Source organism: Brevundimonas sp. EU05-FHT14B07 (assembly GCF_058790795.1).
This window is the reverse complement of record NZ_JBYTCZ010000002.1, coordinates 444747-470703: the sequence shown is the minus strand read 5'-3', so window position 1 is coordinate 470703 and position 25957 is coordinate 444747. Positions and strand designations below refer to the sequence as shown.

The window sequence follows — 25957 nt, the reverse complement described above, 5'->3', positions numbered from 1 at the left end:
AAGGCTTTTCATGACCGACGCGCCTGTAGCCAAGCCCGGCATCCTCGACATCGCCCCCTATGTCGGCGGCAAGTCGTCCATCGCCGGCGTCGCCGAACCGATGAAGCTGTCCTCCAACGAGAACATGCTGGGCGCGGGCGAAAAGGCTCGTGCGGCCTATGAGGCGGCGGTCAGGAACATCCACATCTATCCCGACGGCCGGGCGACCAAGCTGCGGAACGCGGTGTCAGAACTGCACGGGTTGGAGCCCGAGCGGCTGATCTTCGGCAACGGGTCGGACGAGGTCTTCGCCCTGCTGAACCAGACCTATCTGACGGCGGGCGACAACATCGTCTGCGGCCAGTACGGCTTCTTGGCCTATCGCATCAGCGCCCTGGGTTGCGAGGCCCAGGTCAAGCTGGCGCCCGAGCCGAACTTCAAGGCCGAGGTCGACGCCCTGCTGGCCCAGGTCGATGACCGGACGAAGATCGTCTATGTCTCCAACCCGTCGAACCCGACCGGCAGCTACAACACCGGCGAGGAGATCCGCCGCCTGCACGCGGCGCTTCCGGCTCACATCATCCTGGTCGTGGACGAGGCCTATGCGGAATATGTGACCGAGGCCGACTGGGAGACCGCTTTCCCGCTGGCCAGGGACGCCGAGAACATCGTCGTCACCCGCACCTTCTCCAAGATCCACGGCCTGGGCGGTTTGCGCATCGGCTTCGGCTATGCGCCGCTGAAGGTCGCCGAGGCCATCGACCGCATTCGCCTGCCGTTCAACGTCTCGGTGCCGGGGCTTGAGGCCGCAACGGCGGCCCTGTCGGACGAAACGCACCAGACGGCGTCGCGCGATCTGATTTCGAACTGGAAGCCGCGCCTGACCCAGGCGCTGCGCGGCTTTGGGCTGAACGTCCTGCCCAGCGCCGGCAACTTCGTGCTGGTGTTGTTCGACAGCGCCGAGCGCGCCGCCGCCGCCAACGACTATCTGAACACCAAGGGCATCATCGTCCGCCCTGTCGGCGGCTATGGCCTGCCTCAGGCCCTGCGCATCACCATCGGCACCGAGGATCAGAACCGCGCTGTCATCGACGCCTTGAGTGAGTTTGCGGCGCAATAATGGGCCGCTGGCGAGCGTTTGGCGTTGTCGGCGGTTTGATGCTGGGTATTTCGGCCTGTGCTACGCCACTACCGACCGACCCTGCTGAACGATGCCAGGCTATGGGTGGTCTTGAGCGTGAAGGACCACCCATACTTACCTCTGATGGTCAGCAAAAACGCGGCGCATTTCTTGGCTGTCAGCTCGACCCGCACATGAGCAAAGAAGACGTGCGCCAAGCTCACCGAGCCTGGCGCGAACGCCAAAAGGCGAACTGACGCGCCTCAGCCGCCGAAGCGACGGGCGATGAAGACGCCGGTGCGGACGGCGTCGTCGCTTTGCGACAGGGGGCTGTCGGCCACGTCGCCCAGGCGGCGTTCGTAGTTGAGCAAGGCTCCGGCGCCCCATTTGTCGCCAACCGGGACCAGCAGGACCAGGCTGGCGCCCGCGCCCTGCAGGCCGCCGCCGGGGGAATAGGCTCTGATGCCGTTGGCGGCCGCCTCGGCCGTGCTGACGCCGTAGTAGGCGTCGGCCAGTTTGGAATCGCCGCCGCGCACATAGACCGAGGCGTTCAGCAGGCCGACCGACGTCACGCGCTGATGACCGACGGAGGCATAGTATTCCGTGCCCTCGCTGACGTCGGACACGTCGCGGCTGATCCGACCGCCGACCACCACATTCCCGGGCAGACGCTTGTAGGCGTAGGCGGCCAGGTCGGCGCCGAAGCCCGGACGATCCAGCGTCAGGCTTTCGATATCATCGGCCGAGAAGCGTGGGCGCAGTTGAAGGCCGGCGCGGAAGTCGTCGGTCTTGATCGCGTTCCAGCCCACGCCGTCGATCGGGTTCAGATAGACCAGGTCGCGATAGTTGGCCGAGACCCACGGGGCGACCGTCGTCTTGGAGCCCGTGTCACCGTTGGAGTCATTGCGATAGAGGACGCCCGCGCCGAGATCGACGGTCCAGTTCTGGGGGGCCGGCCGGATCTGCTCATACGGTTGCGACTGGGCCAGAGCGGAGCCGGCGACGGCGGCGAAGGCGACGGAGAGCAGAAGGGGACGAAGCATCGGGCGTTTCCATGGGTGGCGCCCGAGCGGGGAGATCAGGCCGGTTCAGAATGCGCAAGCTGGGCCTTTGGCTCCAGCAGCGCCAACGACGCCGTCTCTATGCGACTTTCCAGCAACGCCATCATGGCCCCGCGCTTCAGCTGGGCCGGGATCGGCTCAAGGAATTCGAACACGACCGTGCCGGGATAGCGGCGGAAACCATGAGCCGGCCAGTGGACGCCGGAGTTGGTGGCGACGGGCCAGCAGGGGCCTTCCAGATCGCGATAGATGGCGGCGACGCCGGGCTTGTAGTCGCCGGGCACGCCCGGATTGTTGCGTGTGCCCTCGGGGAAGATGACGATCTGGCGGCCTTCGGACAGGCGGTCGCGCGCCTGTCGCGTCATGTCCTTCAGCGCCTTGGCGTGGCCCGCGCGATCCACGGCGATCATCTTGGCCTTCCAGGCGAACCAGCCGAAGAAGGGCAGGGGCATCAGCTCCTTCTTCATCACGAAACAGGCGTCGGGCAGGACGGCCAGCAGGGCCACGATGTCCAGCATCCCCTGGTGTTTGGACGCGATTAGGGCGGCGCCGGACGGGGCGTGCTCCAACCCGCGCACCTCGACCTTCACCCCCGCGATCCAGCGCAGGCCGAACAGGACGATCTTCGCCCACAGCTTGCACACGCCCTGCACATAGCGGTGCGGCAGCAGCAGGACCGGCGACAGGCCGATGGCGATGATCGGCATCGACAAATAGAGCCAGGCGGTGAAAATCAGGGAACGCAGTGTGTTCACTTAGGACGCGGCCTTTTCGTCAGGGGCGGTTTCGCTCTCGGCCGGTACGGCGGCGGGCCGGTCGCGGGTGATGCGGCGCACGCCCTCACGGCCCAGGACGGCGAGGTATTTCATATATTCCAGCGTCATCCGACGCGCGGTCACCGCCGCCCGCCACCAGCGCGCATTGTCCAGCGACGGGGTGGAGATGGCGTAGGGCGTCAGTTTCACGCCCGGCAGCTGGCCCCGGATTTCGACCAGCGAACGCGGCATGTGATAGTCGGAGGTCACGACGATCAGGCTGCGATAGCCCTTGGCGCGGCTCCAGGCGGCGATCTCCTGGGCGTTGCCGACGGTGTCCTCGGCCTCGAAACCCAGATCGACGCAGCAGTTGAACAGGCGGCTGGAGCCGGGCGTCAGCTCGCGCAGCTCCTGGCGGCGCACCTCGCGATTGACGCCGGAGATCAGCACCCGTTCGCCCTTGCCCTGTTCCAGCAGGCGGATGGCGGTGTTGACCCGTTCGGACGACGGACCGGTCAGGGCCACGATGGCGTCGGCGCGGGCGGGGTCGTCGGCCGGCGTCAGTTCGCGCACCCGGTGGGCGAAGGCGAACAGGCCGACCAGCCAGATCAGACCGGCGATGAAGATGACGCTCAACAGTCTCATGCGCCCCCTCCCTCTGTCGGCCGTCCTGAAGCCAGCATTCGCATGGCGGCGAATCTCGCCGCGAGAACCGCAACCGTAGCCGCGAGCAGCGGGCAAGGCGAGAGCAACGCCAGGTCGCTCCAGCTGATCGGCAGGGCCGCCGTCAGGCCGCCCGATCCGCCGATGAACCGCAGGAGGATCAGAAGAACCGCCGCCAGTCCGGCGCCGATCGCGCCCGCGCCAGCCGCCATCAGGCCGAACCGCCGCTGGAACAGCCAGGCGATGGCGCCGTCTGTCGCGCCGTTCAGGCTCAGGGTCTCGATCACGCCTTGACCGGCCGCCAAGCCTGCCCGGGTCGCATAGGCGATAGCGGCGGCCGCCGCGAAGGCGACGGCCAGGAAGGCGGCGCCGGCCAGGACCGTGATCATGCCGGCGGACCGCTCGACCTCGCCGCGCCACAGGCTGTGATCGTCCACCGTGGCGTCCAGTCCGGCCTCGGCCAGGGCGCGGCTCAGGGTGACGGCGCTGGCGGGGGCGTCGCGGTTCAGCCGCACGGTCACCAGATGAGGCAGGGGCAGGTCGGGCAGGACCGCGTCGCCCAGCCAGGGGCGCAGCAGGTCCTCGGCCGCCTTGCGGCTCAGGGCGGCGGCCTCCTCCACCCCATCGACGCCCGACAGGGTCTCGGCCGCGCGGGCGGCGGCGGTGTCGCCGGTTTCGCCGACGCGGGGGCGGACCTGGACGGTGGCCTCGGCGCCCAGCTGTCGGGCCCAGCCGTGCGCGGCGCGGTCGGCGGCCGAGGCGGCGACGGCGGCGAGGCAGGCCAAAAAGCACAGGACGGCGATGACGGTCATCAGCCACGGCTCGCCGGCCGCGGCGGGCGGCAGCAGGCCGGGCCGGCGGCTGGAGAGGCTGAAATCGGACAGACGGATCATGCGGTGGCCCGCGAGGGTTCGCTGAGCCGCCCGGCCTCCAGCCTCAAGACGCGCGCGCCCGACCGCTGGGCCAGGGCCTCGTCATGGCTGGCGATCAGGACGGTGGCCCCCAGCTTGTTCAGCGACTGGAACAGCCGCAGCAGCTTGTCGGCCATCACGGCGTCCACGCTGCCGGTCGGTTCGTCCGCCACGATCAAACCGGGGCGGGTGATGACGGCGCGGGCGATGGCCAGCCGCTGCTTCTCGCCGCCGGACAGGGCGGGGGGGCGGGCGTCCATCCGGCGACCCAAGCCCACCCACTTCAGCATCTCGCGTACGTCATCGGCGTACTCGGCCTCGGATCCGCCCGCCAGGCGCAGGGGCAGGGCGACATTGTCGAAGGCCGACAGATGATCCAGCAGGCGGAAATCCTGGAACACCACGCCCATCCGCCGCCGAAAGGCCGGGATGTCGCGACGATCGATGCGCGTGACATCCGATCCGAACAGGCGGAGGGTTCCCGTTCGGGGTTGGTCCGCCAGCGTCAGCAGACGCAGCAGCGAAGACTTTCCGGCCCCGGACGGCCCGGTAAGAAAGTGGAAAGAGCCGCGCGGCAAAATGAGGTTAACGTCCCGCAGCACGTCGGGCGCGCCGACATAGCCGAAGCCGACGCCGGACAGGCGAACGGTCTCGGTCATAGCGGCGGGTTCGGCGGGCGAGGACGGCATGGTATGTGTTTCAGGAACAGGGCGCGGCGTCGCGCCTTACGGGAGGGGGCGACAGCCTCGCAGTCAGCCACATGATACTGACCTGCCCCGCCTGCGCCACCAGCTATTTCATTCGTGACGAAGCCATAGGCTCTGAAGGCCGCAAGGTGCGCTGCCAATCGTGCGGCGAAGTCTGGCGCGCGACGCCGGACGAGCCGCTGGAACTGACCTTGGCGCCCGACCCGGCGGTCGCCGCCGCCGCCACGCCTGCAACCCCGCCCGAACCCGATCCCGCACCGACCGCCGCCAGCCTGGCCGAAACGCCGGCGCCGGAGTTGCCCCGGGCGTTCCGCGCTCGCGCCGATCGCCAGAAGAAGCTGCGCCGCGCCGCCACCCAGGGCGTGATCTGGGCGGGTCTGGCCAGCGTCTTCATCGGCCTGATCGTTTCGGCCTTCCTGTTCCGTGTCGAGATCGTTCAGGCCTTCCCCCGAGCCGCTTCGGCCTACAAATTCTTCGGCGCGCCGGTCAATCCGGTCGGGTTGGACTTCGAAGCCCTCACGGCCAAGGCTGCGCCGAACCATCCCGGCATGGTCGTGGTGTCCGGCGCCATCCGCAATGTGCGCGACGTAGAGATCGTCTCGCCGCCGATTCGCGTGGCCCTGCTGGACGCCGCCGGCGCCGAGGTCGGGTTCAAGATCGTAAAGATCGACGCGGCGCCGGTCCTGCCGGGCAAGGTCCAGGGCTTCGCCGCCCTGATCCCCGATCCGGGCGGCCACGGGGCCGGGATCGGCGTCGACTTCGCGCCGGCCAGCCCGGCGCCTGCCAAACCCCCAGCTGAACACGGCGGACATGATGCGAAGGCCGCGCCCGCGCACGCAGCGCAGCCCGCCGCCGAAACCTCGCAGGGGCTGCGCTCGGCGACGGCGCCCGGCGCCGAGGCGCCGAACACGGCCGCGCCGATCGACGCGCGGCCGGTCGGGGCTGTGGACAAGGGGCATGGTGAGGCGGTATCGGCCTCGCATCATGGCTGATCCCTCCCCGACGCCGACCGTTCTTCTGTCCGAGGCCGAGGTGGCGCGCATCGTCGCCGACCTGGCCCAGCGCATCGCGCCCGTCATCGACGACGACACGGTCGCCGCCGTGCTGCTGACCGGCGGCCTGTGGTTCGCGGCCGACCTGACCCGCGCCCTGTCGCGCGTTGGCCGCAACGTCCGTTTCGACGCCCTGTGGCTGGCCTCCTATGGCGATGAACAGACCAGCCGGGGCCGGATCGACGTCTATGCGCCGTTCCAGCGCCCGATCGCGGGCCGCCGCGTCCTTATACTGGACGACGTGTTCGACACCGGCCTGTCGCTGGCCGAGGCCGTGTGCATCGCCAAGGACGCCGGCGCGTCCGAAGTGTTGACCTGCGTCTTCGCCAGGAAGCCCTGGCCCAAGCCCCGCGCGCCCGAGCCCGACTTCGTGGGCTGGGAGGCGCCGAACCGCTTCCTGGTCGGTTATGGCCTGGACCACGCCGGGACGCTGAGGGGCCTGCCGGACATCTGCGCCCTGGACTGAGTTTCAGGCGCGGCGACACCGGGGATAATCCGTCCGGGGCTGAATTTCCGCCCGGTTCGGCGTTGACTCTCCGACACCCTTCCGTATATGTCGCCGCTCTTCGCCGCCGGGGCCCGCTCCGGGGGCGTATCTTTTTTTGCGTTTGCGCTGAGGCTTCAACATGTACGCGGTGATCAAGACCGGCGGCAAGCAGTACCGGGTCCAACCGGGCGACACCATCGTCGTCGAAAAGCTCGACGGCGACGCCGGCGCTGAGCTGAAGTTCGACAGCGTCCTGATGCTGGGCGGCGACAAGGGCGTGACCCTGGGCGCCCCCCTGATCGACGGCGCCTTCGTCGGCGCGACCCTGGTCGAGACCCGCAAGGGTGAGAAGATCAAGATCTTCAAGAAGACCCGTCGCCAGGGCTATCGCCGCACGAACGGCCATCGCCAGATGGAATCGGTCCTGCGCATCACCGGCATCGAAGGCGCCGGCGAGACCGCCAAGTGGGACGGCAAGGTCGATCTGACCACCAAGGCCGAGATCAACCTGCGCGCTCGCAACCTGGCCGCTCGTGACGCCACCTCCTCGCTGGGTTCGACCGAGACGGTCGTGACCGACGTGGACGGCGCCGAGGTCAAGGGCGTCGTGGTCGAGAGCTCGGCTCCCGCCAAGAAGGCCCCGGCCAAGAAGAAGGCTGCGCCCAAGGCTGAAGCCGCCGGCGACGAAGCCTAAGACATTCACCGGCGCCTCGGCGCCAGACCTAGTTACGGACGCGCTCAAGTAGGCCGAAAGGCCGGTAGCGCACCAAGAAAGTACGGAGCGGCAAGATGGCTCACAAGAAATCCGGTGGTTCGTCGCGTAACGGTCGCGACTCCGAGTCGAAGCGCCTTGGCGTGAAGAAGTATGGCGGCGAGCGCGTGCTGGCCGGCAACATCATCGTGCGCCAACGCGGCACCACCTTCCACGCCGGTGAGAACATGGGCATGGGCCGCGACCACACCCTGTTCGCCCTGACGAACGGCGCTGTGAAATTCACCACCAAACGTGGCGGCCGTTGTTACGTGTCGATCCTCGCGGCCAATGACGACGCCGCTCAGGCGATGGCCGCCGAGTAACGCAGTCTGGACCTTCCCGGATCGCGTTGCTCCTGCCAGCAGCCGATCCGGACCAGGGATGATAATCCGCGGGGAGTCTGGATCACCAGGCTCCCCGTTTGCGTTTCCCCGCCTCGAAGACCGTCCGAGCCCTTCAAGGAGATGGTCGACAATCCGAGGCAACGCCCATGTGCGTCATCGAAACCTCTCCTGTCGTCGAGACCCGGCGCCTGATCTTGCGCGCGCCCGCGCCCCAGGATGCGCCGCGCATCGCCGCCCTAGCCAACGACCTGGACATCGCGCGCATGACCAAGCGGATGCCGCATCCGTTTCAGATGCGCGACGCCGACGACTTCGTGCTGCAGGTCGCCTCGCAGGATCCCAGGCGGGCCAATACCTTCGTCATCGACCATGAGGACGTGGGGCCCATCGGCGTCATCGGCCTGTTCGAGGGCGAAGACCGGGTGCCGGAAACCGGCTATTGGATCGGGCGTGAATACTGGGGCCGGGGCTTCGCCACCGAGGCGCTGGACGCCGCTCTGGTCTGGGCCAGCCGCAAGTGGAAGCGCCGGGCGCTGGTCGCCGGGCATTTCGCCGACAATCCGGCCTCTGGCCGCGTGCTGGAAAAGGCCGGCTTTCTCTACACCGGCGAGACGCGCCGGGCATGGAGCCGGGCGCGTAGGGCTGAGGCCGATACGCGCATGATGGTGTGGCTGGCCTGACGGCCAGCCCGCAGGATCAGCCGCCCGCCAGGGCGGGGCCATAGACGGCGGCGACGGCGACGGCGCCCACCACCAGCATGGCGCCCGCGCCGGCGATGAAGGTGGCGATGGTCTTGGACCGGCGACGCCGCATGCCGCCCGCCTTGTATTTGCGGATGATGACCGACGGCCCTCGCGTAAAGGCCTCGGATCCTATGATATTGTGTTGGGACAAGAAAAAAGTTCCCCGAACTCTCGCACAGAAGCAGCGATCAGTCCGGGGCGCTCGTGGTCAGAAGATGGCGATCCGCGTTACCGGGGTCGCATCTTCGTGAGAAGGGGCACGCGGGTCACAGGGTGACCGAGACGACCCGGCCGCCGCGCGTCTGCACCGACTGCATCAGCACCAGGGGCGCGTCGCCCGAGGTGACCGGCACTATCAGGAACCAGCCGCCGTCCGGCAGGCCGTCGAAGCGGAAACGGCCGTTCTCGCACCGCTCGGAGCGGACATAGTTGCGATAGTCGGCGTTGGCGTCGGCGACGGTGCGCGCGCGGACGACGGCGGCAGGCACGGCCGCGCGCTGGGTCGAACCGTACAGGGTGCGAATGCGCGCGCGCGTGTAGGGCGTGTCTGGCGTCAGGCCGACGCTGGCGACGCAATCGAAGGCCTTGCCGTCCCGGGCGAAGGCGATCTGGCCCTGAATGCTGTTGCGGCCGGGCATCTGGGACCAACCGAAATCGGCCTCGTTGAACGCGGCCGGGCCCCCGTTCGGCAGGCCGCCGCCGGCAGTGGGCGCACAGGCGGAGAGCGCTGCGGCGGTCAGGGCGAGAGCCAGGCCAGGGGCGGCGAACGAACGGATCGACATGGGGCTTCCTCCGGGATTTCGGGGTCGTGGGGGGACGACTTCCCCCACTATCGCACGACAGGCCGGGCGACTTCCACGCTCAAGATTCCCCCTCTGGACCCGGACCCGACAACGCGCGAAACAGGCCCGACAACGCGCCCATTCGTCGAGGCGCGACAGCTCGGAAACGCCCCGCATGACCGTCACCTTCGCCGATATCCAAGCCGCGCGCACCCGGATCGCGGGCGCGGTTGACCGCACCCCGACCCGCTATTCCAGAAAGCTGTCGCAGCTGACGGGGGCCGAGGTCTGGGTGAAGTTCGACAATCTGCAATTCACCGGCAGCTTCAAGGAGCGCGGGGCCCTGAACCGGCTGCTGATGCTGAGTCCCGAGGAGATGAAGCGCGGCGTGGTGGCCGCCAGCGCCGGCAACCACGCCCAGGCCCTGGCTTATCACGGCGGACGGCTTGGCGTGCCGGTGACCATCGTGATGCCCGAGGGCACGCCCTTCGCCAAGATCAACGGCACCCGCTCGCACGGCGCGACCGTGGTGATCGAGGGGCTGGACTTCACCGGTTCGACCGAGGCGGCCAAGCGGCTGGAAGCGGAAAAGGGCTATGTCTTCGTCTCGGCCTTCGACGATGAAGGCATCGTGGCGGGCCAGGGCGTCTGCGCGATCGAGCTTCTGGAGGATGCGCCCGAGGTCGAGGCCCTGATCATCCCCATCGGCGGCGGCGGGCTGATTGCGGGCTGCGCCATCGCGGCCAAGGCGATGAAGCCGGACATCAAGATCTTTGGCGTCGAGGCCGCCCGTTATCCGTCCTTCACCGCCAGACGGGCGGGCAAGCCGCCGGTCTGCACCGGCCAGACCATCGCCGAGGGCATCGCCATCAAGGCGGTGGGCGACATTCCCTTCGCCCTGGCCGACCCGCTGGTGGACGAGGTCTTCGTCTGCGAGGAAGCCGACTTCGAACGGGCCGTCGCCACCTATGTCACCTATGAGAAGACGGTGTCCGAAGGCGCCGGCGCGGGCGGTCTGGCGGCGCTGCTGGCCTACCCCGACCGGTTCAAGGGGATGAAGGTCGGGCTGGAGCTGTGCGGCGGCAACATCGATGCGCGGATGCTGGCGGTCGTCTTGAACCGCGAGATGGTCCGTGAACGGAGACTGATCGTCTATCGCATCCTGGGCGACGACCGGCCGGGCATGTTGTCGGCCATGGCGGCGGTGATCGGCGGCCTGGGCGGCAACATCATCGACGTGGTTCACAACCGGCTGGCGCTGGACGTGCCGGCCAAGGGCGCCGAGTTCGACATCATGGTCGAAACGCGCGATAGCGCCCACGCCGACGAGATCGGCGAGGCCTTGAAGGAACGCGGCTATGAACTTCGGATGGGGTAGGGCGGCGATCGTCGCGGCCTTCTTGCTGGCGGGCTGCGGCCAGGCCGAGCCGGTCGATCCGAACGCAGGCAAGGCCGAGGCGGCCGCCTTCATGGCCAAGAACGCCAAGGAGGAGGGCGTTCAGACCCTGCCGAGCGGCTTGCAATACAAGGTGGTTCAGGCGGGACCGGCCGGCGGCGTCAGCCCGGACCGCAACGACCTGGTCAAGGTCGACTACGAGGGCAAGCTGGTCGACAACAGCGTGTTCGACAGCTCTTTCGCACGCGGCGCGCCGGCGGTGTTCACGCCCGAGGAAGTGGTCAAGGGCTGGACCGAGGCGCTGCAGAAGATGCGCGTCGGCGACGAATGGCTGCTCTATGTGCCGCCCGAGCTGGGGTATGGCGAGCGGAGCAGCCTCAAGATCCCGGCGAATTCGGTGCTGATCTTCCGGCTGAAACTGCTGGACGTGGCCAAGGTGCCCGGCGGCGGATCGGGCGTCGGCACGGCGATGGGGTGAAGCGCCTTAAGCCGATCGGCTGAGCAGGACGTTCAGCTCTTCCACCTCAGAGTCACAGGCTGGATCGGATTGATGAACGGCCGGTCGTCTGCGCGGCTCTTGGCCCATTCGCGCTTCAGCTGCTGATACCATTTGGCCTGTTTGTCGGCGTCGTCGATCCAGATCAGGGCGGGGTCGTAGCGCAGGCCTTCGTTCTGCAGGTTCACCATGCCGCCGTCCTGTTTCAGGAAGGCGACCACCCCCATCCGCAGGAAAGGCTTGGCCAGGCCGAAGACCCAGTGGTCGGACCAGAAGATCTGGGTGATGCGCGTCTTCGTGTCGGTGATCGGGGTCAGGCAGGTCAGGGCCAGAACCTGTTTTTCGCCCACCTGAATGTGCTCCCAGCGGAAGCCGGGCAGGCGGAAGGTGATCTCGGTCGCGGGGGCGCCGCCCAGAATCTTGTAGAGCCGGCTGTTCGACGACGGGGCGTGGCGCACCATAGCCCAGCCGAACTCGGTCGGGGCGAAGGCCTTGGATTTCTCGTGCATCGAATGTTCGGACCGCCACCACCATTGCTGGTGGACATAGGGCCCGTGGGCGGGGTCCATCAGGCCGACGACGGCGTGGTCGATGTGGCTGTCGAAATCCATCGCCTCGACCAGCTTGGCCTCGCCGCCGACCACACCGGGGAAGAGCGGCGGCTCATGGTCCGGCTCCATCGGATTGCGCGCGTCCGACGCCATCCAGACGAAGACGATGCCCTGGCTCTCGCGCACCGGATAGGACCGCACGCGGATGCGGTTCGCCTCGAACGCCTGATCCTCGACCAGCGAAGGAATGGCGGCGCAGACGCCGTCGGGGCGGAAACGCCACCCGTGATAGGGGCATTCGACCGTCTCGCCCTCGCCAGGCTTGTCCACCAGCTTGCCCGCCGACAGCGGCGCGGCGCGGTGGGGGCAGATGTCGCGCATCGCATAGACCTGGCCCGCGCGGGTGCGTCCGACCAGCACCGGCTCGCCCATGATCTCGTAGCGTTTCAGGCTGGCCGGGGCGACGTCGCGGCCCAGGGCGACGAAATACCAGGCGTCGGTGACGAACCCCTTGCCGAACGGACTGACGCCCGCCTTGGACGGGGCGGCTTCTGCTTGAAGGGGCTGGACGGAGGAGGGCGCGGCGGGCTTCATGGCGTCTGTCTAACAGAGGGCTGCGCCTTCTGTCTCAAGGCAACATATAGAGTGCTTTACAAAACAAAGTTAGAGCGCCATAAGGGGTGCCTCGAAGGGGAGTTACACCATGTCCGTCGCTGATCTTCTCGTGCGCGCCACCGCTGCGGCCATCATCCTCGCTGCGCCTGCCGCATTCGCTCAGGACGGCCACGGAACCCATGCCGACCAGGGTCACGCCCACGGCCACCAGCATGCCGCCTTCCAGTCGGACCGCATCCACGTCCGCGTCGATGGCGACGCCGGCGGACGCGACATCATCCTGATCCCCGGCCTCAGCTCCTCGCCCGAGGTCTGGCAGGGGACGGTGGATCATCTGGGCGCCGGTTGGCGCGTGCATCGCATTCACGTCCAGGGTTTCGCCGGCGCGCCCGCCGAGGGCAATGCGCAGGGCGCGACCCCTTCGCCCGTCGCCGCGCCGGTCGCGGAAGAGATCGCCCGCTACATCCGTGAGAAGGGCCTGACGAAGCCGGTCGTCGTGGGTCATTCGATGGGCGGCACCATCGGCATGATGCTGGCCGCGCGCCATCCCGATGCGGTCGGCAAGTTGATGGTCGTGGACATGGTGCCTTTCATGGGCGCGATGTTCGCCGCGCCGGGCGCCTCGGCCGAAAGCGTGACGCCGGTCGCCGATCAGATCTGGGCCGCCCAGGCCAACAGCCCGCGCGAGGCCTATGTCGCCCAGGCGACCGCCAGCATCAACGGCATGATCAACACCGAAAGCCGCCGCGCCGAGGCGCTGGAAGACATGCGCGAAAGCGACCAGAAGGTCTCGGCCGCCGCCTTCCGAGAGCTGATCACGACGGACCTGCGTCCCGAACTGTCCAAGATCACCGCCCCGACCGAGGTGGTGTACGCCAAGTTCAACGACCCGCGCATGACGCCCCAGATCACCGACAGCATCTATCGGATGTCCTTCGCCAATCTGAAGGACGCCCAGCTGAAGCGGATCGACAACAGCGCCCACTTCATCATGTTCGACCAGCCCCAGGCCTTCTACGCCGACCTGGACTCCTTCCTGGCGAAATAGGCGCGGTGACCCACCCGTCTGCGAAACGAACCGTCAGCCTTTATCGGGACAAGGCCGACGACTGGGTCCGGGATCGAGGCGCGACCCTGTATTCCGGCGCGGCCGGGGCGGACGAAGCGGTCTGGCTGGATCGGTTCGTCGCCGGCCTGCCCGCAGGCGCATCTATTCTGGATGTCGGCTGCGGTTCGGGCTGGCCCATCGGGGCCGCCCTGTTGGAGCGGGGGTTTCAGCTGACCGGGGTAGATGCGTCGCCGGGCCTGATCGCCCATGCTCAGACGACGCTGCCGAAGGGCGTGTGGTCGGTGGCGGATATGCGCGATGCGTTTCCGCCTGGTCCCTTCGACGGCGTTCTGGCTTGGCACAGCCTGTTTCATCTCAGCCCCGACGATCAGAAAAAGGTGCTGCCGAAGCTGGCCGCGAGCGTCGCCGAGGGCGGGCGGCTGATGTTCACCTCGGGCCCGGCGTACGGCGAGACCATCGGACAGTGGCGGGGCGAGCCGCTCTATCACGCCAGTCTTGACCCGGAGGCCTATCGCGCCCTGCTGGCCGACGCCGGATTGCGCGTGGAATACGACGGGGCGGAAAGCGGCGTTTGGCTGTGCAGGCGCGCCTTTCTTTCGGCGAAATAGCCGCTCACGATCCCGTGAAGTCGGCGGGACCGTTTCGGCGGGCGTTCATACGCGATACACAGCCGATGAACGAGAACTCGCCCAAGGCGGCATCTGAAGGACGGACATGGCGGGACCGGTGAACGCGGGCGGACCACAGGCGCAGGGCAAGCCCCGCCGGTCGGCCCTGGGACGGTTGTTCTACTGGAGCGCCGTGCTGGCGGTCTGGGGGCTGATCTTCCTGGTCGTCTTCTTCGCCGTCTTTGCGCGCGGCCTGCCGGACACCTCCAGCCTGTATCAGGTCGATCGCCAGCCCTCGATCACCTATCTGGATCGCAATGGGGCGTTGATCGCGACGCGAGGCACCCAGATGGCGCCGCCCGCCGATCTGGACGCCCTGCCGGACTATGTGCCGGCCGCCTTCATCGCGATCGAGGACCGGCGTTTCTATCACCATCCCGGTTTTGACCCCATCGGCATGATGCGGGCGATGGCGACCAACGTCCGCGCCGGTCGGGTGGTGCAGGGCGGCTCGACCTTGACGCAGCAGCTGGCCAAGAACCTGTTCCTGACGCCCGACCAGAACATGCGCCGCAAGGTGCAGGAGCTGATGCTGGCGGTCTGGCTGGAGATGAAATTCTCCAAGAAGGAGATCCTGGCCCTTTATCTGAACCGGGTCTATTTCGGCGCCGGCGCCTACGGAATCGAGGCGGCGTCGCAGCGCTATTTCGACAAGTCGGCCAAGAACCTGACAGTCGGCGAGGCTGCGTTGCTGGCCGGCCTGCTGAAGGCGCCCTCGCGCTATTCGCCGGTGTCCGAGAGCGAACGCGCCGCCGCCCGCGCCACCGTCGTGCTGAACGAGATGGAAGAGGCCGGCGTCATCACCGCCGCCCAGCGCGAACAGGCCGTGACCCAGCCGGTCATCGTCTCGCGGACGCTCGCGACCCAGCACGCCCAGTATTTCATCGACTGGCTGGACAAGTCGATCCGCAGCCTGGTCGGCGAACCGACCGAGGACATGGTGGTCGAGACCACGCTGGACCTGACGCTGCAGACGGCGGCCGAACGATCGGTGCGTCGCATTCTGGACCGCGACGCCGGCAAGGGCGTACAGCAGGCGGCCCTGGTCGCGCTGGACGGCGACGGCCGGGTGCGCGCCATGATCGGCGGCTCCTCCTATGCCGACAGCCAGTTCAACCGCGCCGTTGACGCCAAGCGCCAGGCGGGTTCGGCCTTCAAGCCCTTCGTCTATCTGGCGGCGGTCGAGGCCGGCTATACGCCCCAGACCCCGGTGGTCGATCAGCCGATCACCATCGGCAACTGGTCGCCCCGCAACTATTCCGGGACCTTCAGCGGAAACATGACCCTGGCCCAGGCTGTGGCCCAGTCGACCAATACGGTGGCGGCCTACGTCGCCGATCAGGTCGGGCGCGACAGCGTGGCCCGCGCCGCGCGCCGCCTGGGCATCGAAAGCCGCATCGGTCTGGAGCCGGCGATGGCGCTGGGCGCGGTCGAGGTCTCGCCGATCGAGATGGCCACCGCCTACGACGCCTTCGCCAATGGCGGGCGCCGCGTCGACGCCTATGGCATCAGCCGCATCCGCACGCCGCAGGGCCGCGTCATCTATCAGCGCCAGTCGGGCCAGAGCGGTCAGGCGATCAACAATCCGTCGCTGTACTACATGAACCAGATGTTGCGCGGCGTCGTGACCAGCGGTTCGGGGCGGTCGGCGGCGATCTCTGGCCGCGACCTCGCGGGCAAGACCGGCACGACCTCGGACTACAAGGACGCCTGGTTCGTCGGCTATACCGGCGGCTTCGTCACCGCCGTCTGGGTCGGCAAGGACGACAACACCGCCATGCGCGGCGTGACCGGCGGCTCGTCGCCCGCCGCCATCTGGAAGGGCTTCATGGAGGCAGCCTTGCCGCGCCTGGACGCCCCCGCCATCCCCAACGGTCCGCCCATGCCCGAAGGCTGGGTCGCGCCCGATCCGGTCGGCGACCTGATGAGCGGGCTGGACCAGAACGGCCTGCCCATCGAACCCGTCGATCCTCTGGCGGGCGAGCCCTATGTCCCGGACGACCAGGCGCCGATGCAGCAGTCGTCGCCGCAGCCGTCCAGTCCCGCGTCTCCCAAGGGCGGCTATCGCGATGCGCCGAACCCGCAGCAGCCCGAGGGCCGCCCGGCGCCGGAGCGAAAGGGCGACGCCCTGTTCTTCTGATCGCGACGCCAACGGCGCATAGAAAAGGGAGGCGACCCGGAGGTCGCCTCCCTCTGCATTTCAGGCCTGGGTCAGCGGGGGCAGGACAGGTCGCCTTCCTGACATTGGCTGAGGGTCCGCAACTGGCGCGTCCGCTCGGTCGTCAGACGCGCGAGGCAGGTCGAATGCACCATCGGATAGGCGGAACCGCCCTGAACGCCGGAGGCCTCGAAGCGGCATTGCTGATCGCGGAAGCTGATCCAGGTGCGTTGGGCGGTGCGCAGCAGGGTGCGGCTGGCGGGCGATAGCCGTCCCATCGTCGTCGTGTACTGGCTGTTCAGCGCCCGATCGGCACGCTGCAGTTCCTGAGCGGCGTTGGCGTTCATCGTGGCCTGCGACTGGGCGCTGGCGGACGAGGCGGCGGTGACGGCGAGGCCGAGCGCGATCGACAGGGTGATCATCGTTTTCATGGGGCGTTCCTGAGTGGACTAGCCATGCTGAAACGCGCCCGGCCGCCAGGGTTTCCGCCTAGCGTCCCACGGCGTGCAGCGCCCCGCCGTAATCCTTCAGCCATTTGCGCCAGGGCTTGTGATCCCCGACCAGACGTTCGACCACGGACCAATAGGCCGCGCTGTGGTCGGCGTGGACCAGGTGGGCGACCTCGTGGGCGGCGAGGTAGTCGATGACCGGGGGCGGGGCCATGATGACGCGCCAGGAATAGCGGATGGTGCGGTTGTGCGGGCTGCACGAGCCCCAGCGCGACCGGGTGTCGGCGATCCCCATCTTGACCGGGCCCTGGCCAAGAGCGCGCAGATGGTGGTCGGTGCGTTCCAGAAGCGTATCGCGCGCCTCGCGCTTCAACAGGTTTTCGACCCGGCGGGCATAGGCCTCGCCTTCGCCGCCTGAGCGGATGATGGTCCCGTCCTCGACCAAGCGCGCGGCGCCCGCGCCGGACACGGCCTCTAGCCGCACGGGGCGCCCGCGCAGGGAGATGACCTGGCCCGGTTGCAGCGGGCGGCTCTTGGGACGGACGGCCAGGCGTTCGCTGATCCAGACGGCCTTGGATCGGGCGAAGGCGACGGCCTGGCTCAGGCCGCGCTCGGTCGGGGCGATGACCACGGCCTCGCCGGCGCGCGCGTCGATCCTCACCGACAGGCGGCGCGCGCGTGGATTGACCGACAGTCTTAGAACGGGACCAGCGCCGGCCCCGCTTTCGTCAAGCGGCAGCCGCTGACCGTTGCGGTACGCCACCGGCGGCCTCGTTCTGGGCGATGAAATCGCGCACGCGGGGATAGATCTCGTCACGGAAGCGACGGCCGTTGAACACGCCGTAATGGCCGACGCCCGGCTGGACGTAGAGGACGCGGCGATCCTCGGGGATATTGGGGCACAGGCCGTGCGCGGCCTGGGTCTGGCCGACACCGGAGATGTCGTCCTTCTCGCCCTCGACGGTCATCAGGCCGATGTCGGTGATCCTGGACAGATCGACCTTGCGCCCGCGATGCTCCAACAGGCCCCGCGCCAGCAGATGCTGCTGGAAGACGATGTCGATGGTCTGGAGATAGAACTCTTCGGTCAGGTCCAGCACCGACAGATATTCGTCGTAGAATTCCTCGTGCTTCTCGACCTCGTCGCCGTCGCCGGCGATCAGGCTGGTGAAATAGTTCCAGTGGGCGTCGCGGTGGCGATCCTCGTTCATCGACATGAAGCTGTAGAGCTGGACGAAGCCCGGATAGACGCGCCGCCCGAAGCCCGCATAGGGCAGGGGCACCGTGTGGATCATGTTCGACTTGAACCAGGTGAAGGGCTTTTCCTCGGCCAGCTGGTTGGTGACGGTCGGCGACAGGCGCGCGTCGATGGGCGACCCCATGAAGGTCATCGACAGGGGACGGTTTTCGTCCTCGTCCTCGGCCATCACCGCGCCGGCGGCCAGCACCGGCGGGCCGGGCTGGCACACGCCGACGACGTGGGCGCGGCCGCCGATCTCGGCCAGCATCAGCCGGACGTGGTCGATGTAGTCGAAGAAATCGAACCGCCCTTCCAGCATCGGCACCTGGCGGGCGTTGACCCAGTCGGTGACATAGACGTCGTGGTCCTGAAGGAAGGCCTCGACCGTGCCGCGCAGCAGGGTGGCGTAGTGGCCCGACAGCGGGGCCACGATCAGGACGGCCGGGCCGGAGGCGGGCTTCTTGGCGCGCTTCAGGTCGCCGATGTTGCGGGCGAAGCGGACCAGGCGGCACCACGGGCTCTGCCAGATCACCTGTTCGGTGGTGCGCACCGGCTTGCCGCCGATGTCGATGGTCTCAAGCTTCCAGGCCGGCTTGCCGTAGCGCCGCGTCACGCTCTCGAACAGTTCTGCCGAGGCGTAGGCGGTGCGGCCGATGGCGGTGTCGGCCGCCGGGTTGAACGGCGAGGTCCAGAAGCTGCGGGCCAGTTGCGCGCCGACCCGGAACGGCAGGGCCGACTGGTAGGCGAGTTCATGAAAGGCGTAGAGCATGACGATCCGATACGGCCGAGCGCCGTTTTGTGCAGGGCAACATATAATGCATCACCCTGCAAAAGGATTATGGGGTCGCCGCTAACCCCGCGCCATCGCCTGTTCGATGATCCTGGTCGTCTTGTCCGGCCCCATTCCATAGGCGACGGCGGTGCGGAACTTTCCGTCCGGGCCCATCAGATAGACAGTCAGGGAGTGGTTCATCGTATAGCCCTCGCCCTCGCCGACCTTTTGATAGAAGGCGCGGTAGGCCTTGGCCGCGGTCGCCACCTGTTCGGGCGTGCCCGTCAGGCCGATGGTCCCCTTGGGAAAGCCGTCGGATGACAGATAGTCCTTCAGCGCCTGGGGCGTGTCGCGTTCAGGGTCGATGCTGACGAAGACGATCTGCAAATTGTCCGCCTTGTCGCCCAGCCGCTGCTGCACCGCGCCCAGCTCGGCCAAGGTGGTCGGGCAGAACTCGGGGCAGTAGGTGAAGCCGAAGAAGACCAGGCTCCATTTGCCGTTCAGCATCGTCTGATCGACGGGGCGCCCATCCTGATTGACCAGTTTGAAGTCGCCGCCGACCAGGGGCTGGCCGGTCGACGTCACCTCGGCGCCGTCCGACGTGGGCGCACGACCGCTGACCACCACGACGGTGATGATGGCCAGGGCCACGGCGATGGCGATGCAGGCGCCCGCGAACAGCAGGATGGAACGACGCGGCATGACGGCCTCTCACGAAACGGATGTGATCGGTCTATAGAAGGCGTGTGACCTCGACAGAAGCCCGCATGGCGCCGCACGGCGCATCCTCTTCGGAGCCGTTGAACGGCTGGAGCGATGCGCCGCGTCGCGGCCGCGGGTTTTCGCTGCGGACCCTGATCGTTCTGCGCTGGCTGACCATCATCGGCCAGAGCGCCGCGATCCTGACGGCGCATCAGGGGCTGCATTTCCCCCTGCCGCTCTGGCCCTGCCTGATCGTGATCGCCATCAGCGCGGCGGTGAATGTGGGGGCCATGGCGCGGGTGCGCCGGCTGGAGGCCAGCCTGCCGGACGGGCGCACGACGGCGATCCATCTGGGCTTCGACATCTTCCAGCTGGGCGTGCTGCTGGGTCTGACCGGCGGGCTGGAGAACCCGTTCTGCCTGCTGCTGGTCGCGCCCGTCACCATCGCGGCGGCGGCCCTGCCGGCGCGTCAGGCCCTGATGCTGGGCGTGCTGGCCCTGATCGCGGTCGGGGTGCTGTTCTTCTGGTCCGAACCATTGCCGTGGCGGCCGCACGAGAACTTCCACCTGCCGACGCTGTATCGTCTCGGCATGGCCATGGCCCTGGTGACCGGCGTGGTCTTCACCGCCGGCTACGCCTGGCGGGTGGCGGCCGATGCGGAGAAGCTGGAACTGGCTCTGGCGACCACCCAGGACGTGCTGCAACGCGAACAGAGGCTGGCGGCGCTGGGCGGCCTGGCGGCGGCGGCGGCGCACGAACTAGGCACGCCGCTGGCGACCATTCAGGTGGTGGCCAAGGAGCTTCAGCGCGCCTCGGCCCCCGACAGCGACGCGGCCGAGGATGCGGCCCTGATCCTGCAACAGGCCGAACGGTGCCGGGGCATCCTGACCCAGTTGTCGCAGCAGCCCGAGGGCGACGACGCTTTGTATGCCGACGTCTCGCTGAAGGCCCTGCTGGAAGAGGTGGTGGAGCCCCACCGGGGCTTCGACCTGGCCTTCGATGTTCTGGTCAGGACACCGCCGGGGCAACCCGCACCGCGTGTGCGCCGGATGCCGGAGGTGATCCACGGCCTGTCCACCCTGGTCGAGAACGCCGCCGATTTCGCCAAGACGACGGTGCGGGTCCAGGCGGTGGTGGACGCCGGCTGGATCGAGATCGAGATTCTGGACGATGGCCCGGGCTTTGCGGGGGACATCCTGCCCCGGCTGGGCGAGCCCTATGTGACCAGTCGGCCTCAGGGCAAGGCGCGCCAGGCCCTGGCCGCCCAGATCGCCGCCGCCGCTCGCCCGTCCAAACCCCGCGCGACGGTCGAGCCGCCCATCGCCCCCAGTCAGGGCGGCATGGGCCTGGGCTTCTTCATCGCCCGCACCCTGCTGGAGCGGACCGGCGGCTCGGTCAGCGTGGGCCAGGGCCTGCCGCAATCGGAGGCCAAGGCGGCCCCCCGTGGCGCGCGCGTGGCGGTGCGCTGGGCGCGACCGGCGCTGGAGGTCGCGGCATGAGGCGATTGGGTCGAAGCGTCGCAGGCGGAACCTTGGCCTTGACCCGCGCGCTACCCGTCCCGACTTGAAGCGGCAGGAGAGAAACGCATGTCAGAACTCGAAGCCCGCATCGCCGCCCTTCCCGACAAGTCCCTGCTGCTGCTGGATGACGACCAGGCCCTGCGCACCCGGATGGGGCGGGCGCTGGAGGCGCGCGGCTTTCAGGTGACAACCGCTGAATCCGTCGCCGAGGCGATGCAGTTGCTGCGTGACAAGGCCCCGGCCTTCGCCGTGCTGGACATGCGGCTTGAGGACGGCAACGGGCTGAAGATCGTCGAGGCGGTACGTGAGAAGCGCGAGGACGCCCGCATCGTCATGGTGACCGGCTACGGCGCCATCGCCACGGCGGTCGCCGCGGTCAAGGCCGGCGCCGTCGACTATCTGTCCAAGCCCGCCGACGCGGATGATGTGGTCAAGGCCCTGCTCGCAACCGGCGATTCGCCCGAACCACCCGAAAACCCGATGAGCGCCGACCGCGTCCGCTGGGAGCACATCCAGCGCGTCTACGAGCTGTGCGACCACAACGTCTCGGAAACCGCCCGCCGCTTGGGCATGCACCGCCGCACCCTGCAACGCATCCTGGCCAAGCGCGCGCCGCGATAGGCCGAACCCTCAATCCTCGTCGTCGTCCTCGACCACGTCGGGGATTTCCGGGGTGACCACGGTCGGGGCGATGGTCTTGATCTCGCCCAGCTTGGCGCCGGGGAAGGCCTGAAGCACCGCTTGGACGAAGGGATTGGCCTCGACCTCGGCGCGTTCGGCGGCGCGGGCCTTTTTCTGGACCTCGATGACCGTCTCGGCCCCGCCCTGGCCGTTGGCGGCGATCAGCCAGGTGCGACCAGTCCATTCGCGCAGGCGGGCCGATAGCTTGCGCGCCAGTTCGATGGGCGCGCCCTGGACGCTTTCATAGACGATGGCGCCGGGCTTGAACGAGACCGGCTTCACATACCGCTCCACATCCATCTGAAGTCCGACCTCGCGCTTCTCGCCGATCAGGGCGACGACCTGTTCGAAGGTCTGCGGATCGGGCAGGGCGGGGGCCATCACCGGCCGCGCGGCCAGCTGCGCCGAAGTTCCGCCGCCGCCTCCACCACCGCCACCACGCGGGGCCGAGCCGCCGCCCATCGGTTCACCGGACTGCAGCCGCTTCAGCGCCTCCTCCGGTCCCGGCAGATCGGCGGCATAGGCCAGGCGCACGATCGCCATTTCCACCGCATCGGCCGGATTGGGCGCGCGCCGCACCTCGTCCAGCGCCTTCAGCAGCATCTGCCAGGTGCGCGACAACGTCGCCGCAGGAATGGCCGCGCCCAGGGCCGCCAACTTCTGCGCCTGATCATTGGGCAGGCGCGTCGCATTCGGACCCAGCATCTTGGCGACCGAGGCGGCGTGGCAATGTTCCAACAGGTCGTTGGTCACCTGCACCGGATCGGCGCCGAAGCCGTAGAGGGTGCGGAAACTCTCCAGCGCCTCGGGCGTGCGGCCCGCCATGACGCTTTCGAACAGGGCGATGGTCTGGGTGCGGTCGGCCAGACCCAGCATGTCGCGGACCGTCTCGGTCTTGACCATCTGACCGCTCTCGGCCTGGACCAGGGCCTGATCCAGCAGGGACAGGCCGTCGCGCACCGACCCCTCGGCCGCGCGCGAGATCAAGGCCAGGGCGTCGGTCTCGATCTTCATGCCTTCGCGGTCGGCGATCCGGCCCAGATGCTCGACCAGGATTTCCGGCTCGACCCGGCGCAGGTCGAAGCGCTGGCAGCGGCTCAGGATCGTCACCGGCACCTTGCGGATCTCGGTGGTGGCGAAGATGAATTTGGCGTGGGGCGGCGGCTCCTCCAGCGTCTTCAGCAGGGCGTTGAACGCCTGCGTCGACAGCATGTGGACCTCGTCCAGCACATAAACCTTGTAGCGCGCCTCGACGGGCGCATAGCGGACGCTTTCCAGGATGTCGCGGATATCGTTGACGCCGGTGTGCGACGCCGCGTCCATCTCCATCACGTCCATATGCTGGCCGGCCATGATGGCGGCGTCGTGCCGGCCGTGGGCGGTGAGGGTCAGCGACGGCTTGTCGATGACGTCGGTCTCATTGTTCAGGGCGCGGGCCAACAGGCGGGCGGTGGTCGTCTTGCCGACGCCCCGCACCCCGGTCAGCATGAAGGCGTGGGCGATCCGGCCGGTGGCGAAGGCGTTCGTCAGGGTGCGCACCATCGCCTCCTGACCGATCAGGTCCTCGAAGGTGCGCGGCCGGTATTTGCGCGCCAGCACCTGATAGGCGGCGCCGTCATCGACGTGGGCTGTGACTTCGGCGGGGGCGGGCTTGGCGACGGGGGCGGCGACCGGCTCAGGCGCCGCCGCGGCGGGCGCGCCGAACATATCTTCGGTGTTCTCGTCGCGTTCGACGACGTCGTCCTCTTCCCAGGGCGGGCCGTCGAGATTCGTGTCGCTGTCCGTCATGGGAGGAAGTCTTACAGCGGGCGAGGTCCGCAGCGAAGCGGCCGTTCACCCAAAAGGCTGGATTATCTCGGATTGGAAACGCGGCGCTAGGACTCGGTCATGCAGGCAAGTTCATCAGCCGTACGTGCTGGTACCCTCGCATCTGCAAGTCCTTAAGAATTCCAACGACGTCGGTGTATCGATTGGATGCTTTCGGCCCGACGTAGATCGGGTTCCTGACATCGAGGCCCATTTCGTACAGGCGGCGACCGATTTCACTTGCGGGAGTACGTTGAGATTTGTCGCCGTTGTACGTCGAAATCTGGACGGTTCCGTCAGGGTTGAGATCGATCTGAGCGCCGTTTGTCTGAAGCGCCGTCTCGTAACAGCCCATCGTCCGGTAGACGCTGAACCCCGTCAACTGCGGTCGCGGCTCCGCGGGCGCCGATCCACAGGCGCACAACCCCAACAATCCAAGGAGCCATACACGTCTCATAGGACGACGTTCGCAGAAGTTGTGGCGTATCACAACCGTCTGCCCTGGCGTTCAAAAAATGGCGCGCCAAACGCGCTCGAGCAGCGAGCCTCCGTGCGGCGAGCGCTAGCGCAAAAAAGAGGAAGTAGAGACCGCGACCCGAAGGGGAATTCGTTGTGGCTGCTGCCTTCCGGCCCTGACCAGATTGGCGAAACCTTCGCCCGCGATCTCCAAACGGAGATATGACGGGTGCGGCGGTTGGAATCAAGAGCTACAAACCCGCATGGCCCATCACAACACCTTCGCCGGCAATCCGCTCGATCGGGCCGGGGACCTGAGGAATGATCCCGACTGGCTGGCCGAGCAGGCCGCCAAGCCCTACGCCCAGGCCCTGGTGCTCTGGGAAGGGCGGCCGCTGATCGAGGAGACGGGCGAGGGGCCGAGGCTGGCGTGGCTGCAGATGCGCCATGCGCGCGCTCTGGTGCGCGATCGCGAGGCGTTTCTGGGCCTGTGGAACGACGAACCCGTCTTCGCCATCGAGTTCGAAGGCTCCATCGATCCGACCGATGGGCCGCTGGCCGGGCTGGGCGCCTTTCAAGAGATGCGCGCGGCGGCGGCGATCCTGCCGGCGGCGGATGCGGCGATCGCGGGCGGGGCCAAGAGCCTGTTCGACTGGCGCCGCAAACACGGCTTCTGCGCCAACTGCGGCACGCTGAGCGAGACGGCGTCGGGCGGCTGGAAGCGGATCTGCCCGGCCTGCGGGACCGAACATTTCCCGCGCGTCGATCCGGTCACCATCATGCTGCCGGTCTATAAAGGCGGGGCCGAGCCCATCTGCCTGCTGGGCCGGCAGGCGGCCTGGCCTGCCGGACGGATGTCGGCTCTGGCCGGGTTCCTGGAACCGGGCGAATCCATCGAGGAGGCCTGCGCCCGCGAGGTGAAGGAAGAGGCCGGCCTGACCGTTATCGCCACAGCCTATCACTCCAGCCAACCCTGGCCCTTTCCGTCGCAACTGATGATCGGCCTGATCGCGGAGGTGTCGGACGATCAGGCGCAACCGGACCAGACGGAACTGGAAGCCGTCGCCTGGCTGACGCGGGCCGAGGCGCGCGCCGTGCTGGCGGGCGAGCATCCGAGCATTCAGGCCCCGCCGCCCTTCGCCATCGCCCACAGCCTGATCAAGGCCTGGGTCGACGAGGTCTAGGCCAGCGCCCGCGCCGCCTCCAGGTCGGCGGGATTGTCGACGGACAGGGGGGCTTCGTCGATGACGGCGGCCCAGATCTGCATGCCCATTTCCAGGGCGCGCAGCTGTTCCAGCTTCTCGCGTTTTTCCAGCGGCGACGGCGGCGCGGCGCAGAAGCGGTTCAGCGCCTCGCGGCGATAGCCGTATACGCCAATATGGCGCCAGACGGGGGCGTCGCCGTACAGGGTCGAGCGGGTGAAATAGAGGGCGCGGCCCTGACGCTGATCCTCTCCCAGCGCCAGCACCGCCTTGACCACGTCGGGGTTGGTCCGGTCCGACCCGTCGGCCTCGGCGGCGACCAGGGTGGCGATGTCGCATGTCGGCTCGCCATGCAGAATGGCGGCGCAGGCGACGGCCAGACCGGGGCTGGCGAAGGGCATGTCGCCCTGGACGTTGATGACGGCGTCGAAGTCGCCTTCGGGGTCGATGGCGTCCACTGCTGCGCGAATGCGGTCCGAGCCCGACGGAAGGGCCGGGTCGGTCAGGACGGCGCGGCCGCCTGCGGCTTCCACCGCCTCGACGATCTCGGGATCGCCGGCGGCGACCACGACCGGCAGGCCCGAGGCCTCGGCCTGGCGATAGGCGCGCACGATCATCGGCGTGTCGCCGATCAGGGCCAACGGCTTGTTCGGCAGACGGGTCGCGGCCATGCGAGCCGGTATCATTATCAACGGATTCATCGACTTCCCTGACGCCTGTCTGGCCCGTCGCGCGTTGGGCCGGTTGCGAAGGCGGCGCTACCGTGCCAGAGACGCCAAAGCAAGATTATGTCCGGGGCGTGTTTTCGAGGGGCCCGG

Annotated in this window: 28 protein-coding genes and 1 other RNA gene; 14 read left to right on the top strand and 15 right to left on the bottom strand. The window is 68.0% G+C overall.

Going from position 1 to position 25957, the window contains the following annotated elements; translation table 11 throughout:
* Positions 1-10: 10 nt before the first annotated feature.
* Positions 11-1099 carry a histidinol-phosphate transaminase gene (gene hisC / locus AC3WRC_RS06415; RefSeq protein ID WP_492303280.1) on the top strand — a complete coding sequence of 363 codons (1089 nt, stop codon included), beginning with the start codon at positions 11-13 and terminating at the stop codon, positions 1097-1099.
* 263 nt (positions 1100-1362) lie between these two features.
* Here the strand turns inward: hisC and AC3WRC_RS06410 are convergent, their stop codons facing one another.
* The 5 genes from AC3WRC_RS06410 to AC3WRC_RS06390 are packed head-to-tail and all read right to left on the bottom strand — an operon-like array spanning position 1363 to position 5178.
* Positions 1363-2142, bottom strand: coding sequence for a MipA/OmpV family protein (locus tag AC3WRC_RS06410; RefSeq protein ID WP_492303279.1), 780 nt, complete (start codon positions 2140-2142; stop codon positions 1363-1365).
* A 35-nt stretch (positions 2143-2177) separates the two neighbouring features.
* On the bottom strand, positions 2178-2915 hold the full coding sequence (locus AC3WRC_RS06405) for a lysophospholipid acyltransferase family protein (protein WP_492303278.1): 738 nt from the start codon (positions 2913-2915) through the stop codon (positions 2178-2180).
* Positions 2916-3560, bottom strand: a complete 645-nt coding sequence (locus AC3WRC_RS06400) for a YdcF family protein (protein ID WP_066627937.1) — start codon at positions 3558-3560, stop codon at positions 2916-2918. It lies immediately after the preceding gene.
* Entirely contained in the window at positions 3557-4471 is a 915-nt protein-coding gene (locus tag AC3WRC_RS06395) for a cell division protein FtsX (protein ID WP_084375396.1), read from the bottom strand. Before AC3WRC_RS06395 ends, AC3WRC_RS06400 begins: the two co-directional genes overlap by 4 nt.
* Positions 4468-5178, bottom strand: a complete 711-nt coding sequence (locus tag AC3WRC_RS06390) for a cell division ATP-binding protein FtsE (RefSeq protein ID WP_492303277.1) — start codon at positions 5176-5178, stop codon at positions 4468-4470. Before AC3WRC_RS06390 ends, AC3WRC_RS06395 begins: the two co-directional genes overlap by 4 nt.
* Positions 5179-5249: 71 nt before the next feature.
* Between AC3WRC_RS06390 and AC3WRC_RS06385 the strand changes: the two genes are divergently transcribed.
* The 5 genes from AC3WRC_RS06385 to AC3WRC_RS06365 all read left to right on the top strand — a co-directional run bounded on the left by AC3WRC_RS06385 (position 5250) and on the right by AC3WRC_RS06365 (position 8513).
* A complete protein-coding gene (locus AC3WRC_RS06385; protein ID WP_492303276.1) occupies positions 5250-6188 on the top strand; it encodes an MJ0042-type zinc finger domain-containing protein in 939 nt (312 codons plus the stop codon).
* On the top strand, positions 6181-6714 hold the full coding sequence (locus AC3WRC_RS06380) for a phosphoribosyltransferase (RefSeq protein WP_492303275.1): 534 nt from the start codon (positions 6181-6183) through the stop codon (positions 6712-6714). Before AC3WRC_RS06385 ends, AC3WRC_RS06380 begins: the two co-directional genes overlap by 8 nt.
* A gap of 160 nt (positions 6715-6874) precedes the next feature.
* Positions 6875-7429, top strand: coding sequence for a 50S ribosomal protein L21 (gene rplU, locus AC3WRC_RS06375; RefSeq protein ID WP_017506418.1), 555 nt, complete (start codon positions 6875-6877; stop codon positions 7427-7429).
* A gap of 95 nt (positions 7430-7524) precedes the next feature.
* Positions 7525-7812, top strand: a complete 288-nt coding sequence (gene rpmA / locus AC3WRC_RS06370; protein ID WP_039244031.1) for a 50S ribosomal protein L27 — start codon at positions 7525-7527, stop codon at positions 7810-7812.
* Between the two features lie 167 nt (positions 7813-7979).
* On the top strand, positions 7980-8513 hold the full coding sequence (locus AC3WRC_RS06365) for a GNAT family N-acetyltransferase (RefSeq protein WP_045810625.1): 534 nt from the start codon (positions 7980-7982) through the stop codon (positions 8511-8513).
* 16 nt (positions 8514-8529) lie between these two features.
* On the opposite strand, the gene AC3WRC_RS06360 is transcribed toward AC3WRC_RS06365, so the two are convergent.
* Positions 8530-8727: a hypothetical protein gene (locus AC3WRC_RS06360; protein WP_039244035.1), complete on the bottom strand. Its 198-nt coding sequence runs from the start codon at positions 8725-8727 to the stop codon at positions 8530-8532.
* Between the two features lie 115 nt (positions 8728-8842).
* Positions 8843-9358 (bottom strand): hypothetical protein, encoded by a 516-nt coding sequence (locus tag AC3WRC_RS06355; RefSeq protein ID WP_055807750.1) that lies wholly within the window; start codon positions 9356-9358, stop codon positions 8843-8845.
* A 175-nt stretch (positions 9359-9533) separates the two neighbouring features.
* Here AC3WRC_RS06355 and AC3WRC_RS06350 point away from each other — a divergent pair, with 175 nt between their 5' ends.
* Both AC3WRC_RS06350 and bamJ read left to right on the top strand, forming a co-directional pair.
* The gene (locus AC3WRC_RS06350; protein WP_055754437.1) at positions 9534-10736 is read left to right on the top strand and encodes a threonine ammonia-lyase; all 1203 of its coding nucleotides are present in this window, start codon (positions 9534-9536) and stop codon (positions 10734-10736) included.
* Positions 10717-11232 (top strand): BamJ family beta-barrel-assembly machinery protein, encoded by a 516-nt coding sequence (gene bamJ, locus AC3WRC_RS06345; RefSeq protein ID WP_492303274.1) that lies wholly within the window; start codon positions 10717-10719, stop codon positions 11230-11232. The genes AC3WRC_RS06350 and bamJ overlap by 20 nt, the downstream gene beginning before the upstream one ends.
* A gap of 32 nt (positions 11233-11264) precedes the next feature.
* On the opposite strand, the gene AC3WRC_RS06340 is transcribed toward bamJ, so the two are convergent.
* Positions 11265-12395, bottom strand: a complete 1131-nt coding sequence (locus AC3WRC_RS06340; protein ID WP_492303273.1) for a Rieske 2Fe-2S domain-containing protein — start codon at positions 12393-12395, stop codon at positions 11265-11267.
* 109 nt (positions 12396-12504) lie between these two features.
* On the opposite strand from AC3WRC_RS06340, the gene AC3WRC_RS06335 reads away from it, so the two are divergent.
* From AC3WRC_RS06335 to AC3WRC_RS06325, 3 genes are all read left to right on the top strand, one after another.
* Entirely contained in the window at positions 12505-13464 is a 960-nt protein-coding gene (locus AC3WRC_RS06335; protein WP_492303272.1) for an alpha/beta fold hydrolase, read from the top strand.
* Between the two features lie 5 nt (positions 13465-13469).
* The gene (locus AC3WRC_RS06330) at positions 13470-14093 is read left to right on the top strand and encodes a class I SAM-dependent methyltransferase (RefSeq protein ID WP_492303271.1); all 624 of its coding nucleotides are present in this window, start codon (positions 13470-13472) and stop codon (positions 14091-14093) included.
* Positions 14094-14199: 106 nt separating this feature from the next.
* Positions 14200-16293: a transglycosylase domain-containing protein gene (locus AC3WRC_RS06325; RefSeq protein WP_492303270.1), complete on the top strand. Its 2094-nt coding sequence runs from the start codon at positions 14200-14202 to the stop codon at positions 16291-16293.
* 71 nt (positions 16294-16364) lie between these two features.
* Here AC3WRC_RS06325 and AC3WRC_RS06320 read toward each other — a convergent pair whose 3' ends face one another.
* The 4 genes from AC3WRC_RS06320 to AC3WRC_RS06305 all read right to left on the bottom strand — a co-directional run bounded on the left by AC3WRC_RS06320 (position 16365) and on the right by AC3WRC_RS06305 (position 19474).
* Entirely contained in the window at positions 16365-16742 is a 378-nt protein-coding gene (locus AC3WRC_RS06320; protein WP_492303269.1) for a lysozyme inhibitor LprI family protein, read from the bottom strand.
* Positions 16743-16800: 58 nt separating this feature from the next.
* Positions 16801-17523: a M48 family metallopeptidase gene (locus AC3WRC_RS06315; RefSeq protein ID WP_492303268.1), complete on the bottom strand. Its 723-nt coding sequence runs from the start codon at positions 17521-17523 to the stop codon at positions 16801-16803.
* Positions 17489-18769 (bottom strand): polyhydroxyalkanoate depolymerase, encoded by a 1281-nt coding sequence (locus AC3WRC_RS06310; RefSeq protein ID WP_039244043.1) that lies wholly within the window; start codon positions 18767-18769, stop codon positions 17489-17491. Before AC3WRC_RS06310 ends, AC3WRC_RS06315 begins: the two co-directional genes overlap by 35 nt.
* 81 nt (positions 18770-18850) lie before the next feature.
* On the bottom strand, positions 18851-19474 hold the full coding sequence (locus AC3WRC_RS06305) for an SCO family protein (RefSeq protein ID WP_055808968.1): 624 nt from the start codon (positions 19472-19474) through the stop codon (positions 18851-18853).
* 44 nt (positions 19475-19518) lie between these two features.
* Between AC3WRC_RS06305 and AC3WRC_RS06300 the strand changes: the two genes are divergently transcribed.
* Positions 19519-20973, top strand: coding sequence for an ActS/PrrB/RegB family redox-sensitive histidine kinase (locus AC3WRC_RS06300; protein ID WP_492303267.1), 1455 nt, complete (start codon positions 19519-19521; stop codon positions 20971-20973).
* Between the two features lie 87 nt (positions 20974-21060).
* On the top strand, positions 21061-21615 hold the full coding sequence (locus tag AC3WRC_RS06295) for an ActR/PrrA/RegA family redox response regulator transcription factor (RefSeq protein WP_055754444.1): 555 nt from the start codon (positions 21061-21063) through the stop codon (positions 21613-21615).
* Positions 21616-21624: 9 nt separating this feature from the next.
* On the opposite strand, the gene AC3WRC_RS06290 is transcribed toward AC3WRC_RS06295, so the two are convergent.
* Positions 21625-23463 carry a DNA polymerase III subunit gamma/tau gene (locus AC3WRC_RS06290; RefSeq protein WP_492303266.1) on the bottom strand — a complete coding sequence of 613 codons (1839 nt, stop codon included), beginning with the start codon at positions 23461-23463 and terminating at the stop codon, positions 21625-21627.
* 594 nt (positions 23464-24057) lie between these two features.
* An RNA gene (gene ffs, locus AC3WRC_RS06285) (signal recognition particle sRNA small type) lies at positions 24058-24153 on the bottom strand.
* A 47-nt stretch (positions 24154-24200) separates the two neighbouring features.
* Between ffs and nudC the strand changes: the two genes are divergently transcribed.
* Positions 24201-25121 (top strand): NAD(+) diphosphatase, encoded by a 921-nt coding sequence (gene nudC, locus AC3WRC_RS06280; RefSeq protein WP_492303265.1) that lies wholly within the window; start codon positions 24201-24203, stop codon positions 25119-25121.
* On the opposite strand, the gene AC3WRC_RS06275 is transcribed toward nudC, so the two are convergent.
* The gene (locus tag AC3WRC_RS06275) at positions 25118-25840 is read right to left on the bottom strand and encodes a 3-deoxy-manno-octulosonate cytidylyltransferase (protein ID WP_492303264.1); all 723 of its coding nucleotides are present in this window, start codon (positions 25838-25840) and stop codon (positions 25118-25120) included. The two genes, nudC and AC3WRC_RS06275, sit on opposite strands and share 4 nt — an antisense overlap.
* Positions 25841-25957 lie beyond the last annotated feature (117 nt).

What these genes read in the sequence shown, in the direction of transcription:
- AC3WRC_RS06310 (WP_039244043.1), bottom strand. Translation starts at nt 18,769, where the DNA reads ATGCTCTACGCCTTTCATGAACTCGCCTACCAGTCGGCCCTGCCGTTC.
- hisC (WP_492303280.1), top strand. Translation starts at nt 11, where the DNA reads ATGACCGACGCGCCTGTAGCCAAGCCCGGCATCCTCGACATCGCCCCC.
- AC3WRC_RS06320 (WP_492303269.1), bottom strand. Translation starts at nt 16,742, where the DNA reads ATGAAAACGATGATCACCCTGTCGATCGCGCTCGGCCTCGCCGTCACC.
- AC3WRC_RS06290 (WP_492303266.1), bottom strand. Translation starts at nt 23,463, where the DNA reads ATGACGGACAGCGACACGAATCTCGACGGCCCGCCCTGGGAAGAGGAC.
- AC3WRC_RS06340 (WP_492303273.1), bottom strand. Translation starts at nt 12,395, where the DNA reads ATGAAGCCCGCCGCGCCCTCCTCCGTCCAGCCCCTTCAAGCAGAAGCC.
- rplU (WP_017506418.1), top strand. Translation starts at nt 6,875, where the DNA reads ATGTACGCGGTGATCAAGACCGGCGGCAAGCAGTACCGGGTCCAACCG.
- AC3WRC_RS06335 (WP_492303272.1), top strand. Translation starts at nt 12,505, where the DNA reads ATGTCCGTCGCTGATCTTCTCGTGCGCGCCACCGCTGCGGCCATCATC.
- AC3WRC_RS06385 (WP_492303276.1), top strand. Translation starts at nt 5,250, where the DNA reads ATGATACTGACCTGCCCCGCCTGCGCCACCAGCTATTTCATTCGTGAC.
- AC3WRC_RS06275 (WP_492303264.1), bottom strand. Translation starts at nt 25,840, where the DNA reads ATGAATCCGTTGATAATGATACCGGCTCGCATGGCCGCGACCCGTCTG.
- bamJ (WP_492303274.1), top strand. Translation starts at nt 10,717, where the DNA reads ATGAACTTCGGATGGGGTAGGGCGGCGATCGTCGCGGCCTTCTTGCTG.
- AC3WRC_RS06395 (WP_084375396.1), bottom strand. Translation starts at nt 4,471, where the DNA reads ATGATCCGTCTGTCCGATTTCAGCCTCTCCAGCCGCCGGCCCGGCCTG.
- AC3WRC_RS06350 (WP_055754437.1), top strand. Translation starts at nt 9,534, where the DNA reads ATGACCGTCACCTTCGCCGATATCCAAGCCGCGCGCACCCGGATCGCG.
- rpmA (WP_039244031.1), top strand. Translation starts at nt 7,525, where the DNA reads ATGGCTCACAAGAAATCCGGTGGTTCGTCGCGTAACGGTCGCGACTCC.
- AC3WRC_RS06390 (WP_492303277.1), bottom strand. Translation starts at nt 5,178, where the DNA reads ATGCCGTCCTCGCCCGCCGAACCCGCCGCTATGACCGAGACCGTTCGC.
- AC3WRC_RS06305 (WP_055808968.1), bottom strand. Translation starts at nt 19,474, where the DNA reads ATGCCGCGTCGTTCCATCCTGCTGTTCGCGGGCGCCTGCATCGCCATC.
- AC3WRC_RS06400 (WP_066627937.1), bottom strand. Translation starts at nt 3,560, where the DNA reads ATGAGACTGTTGAGCGTCATCTTCATCGCCGGTCTGATCTGGCTGGTC.
- AC3WRC_RS06410 (WP_492303279.1), bottom strand. Translation starts at nt 2,142, where the DNA reads ATGCTTCGTCCCCTTCTGCTCTCCGTCGCCTTCGCCGCCGTCGCCGGC.
- AC3WRC_RS06325 (WP_492303270.1), top strand. Translation starts at nt 14,200, where the DNA reads ATGGCGGGACCGGTGAACGCGGGCGGACCACAGGCGCAGGGCAAGCCC.
- AC3WRC_RS06365 (WP_045810625.1), top strand. Translation starts at nt 7,980, where the DNA reads ATGTGCGTCATCGAAACCTCTCCTGTCGTCGAGACCCGGCGCCTGATC.
- AC3WRC_RS06380 (WP_492303275.1), top strand. Translation starts at nt 6,181, where the DNA reads ATGGCTGATCCCTCCCCGACGCCGACCGTTCTTCTGTCCGAGGCCGAG.
- AC3WRC_RS06355 (WP_055807750.1), bottom strand. Translation starts at nt 9,358, where the DNA reads ATGTCGATCCGTTCGTTCGCCGCCCCTGGCCTGGCTCTCGCCCTGACC.
- nudC (WP_492303265.1), top strand. Translation starts at nt 24,201, where the DNA reads ATGGCCCATCACAACACCTTCGCCGGCAATCCGCTCGATCGGGCCGGG.
- AC3WRC_RS06295 (WP_055754444.1), top strand. Translation starts at nt 21,061, where the DNA reads ATGTCAGAACTCGAAGCCCGCATCGCCGCCCTTCCCGACAAGTCCCTG.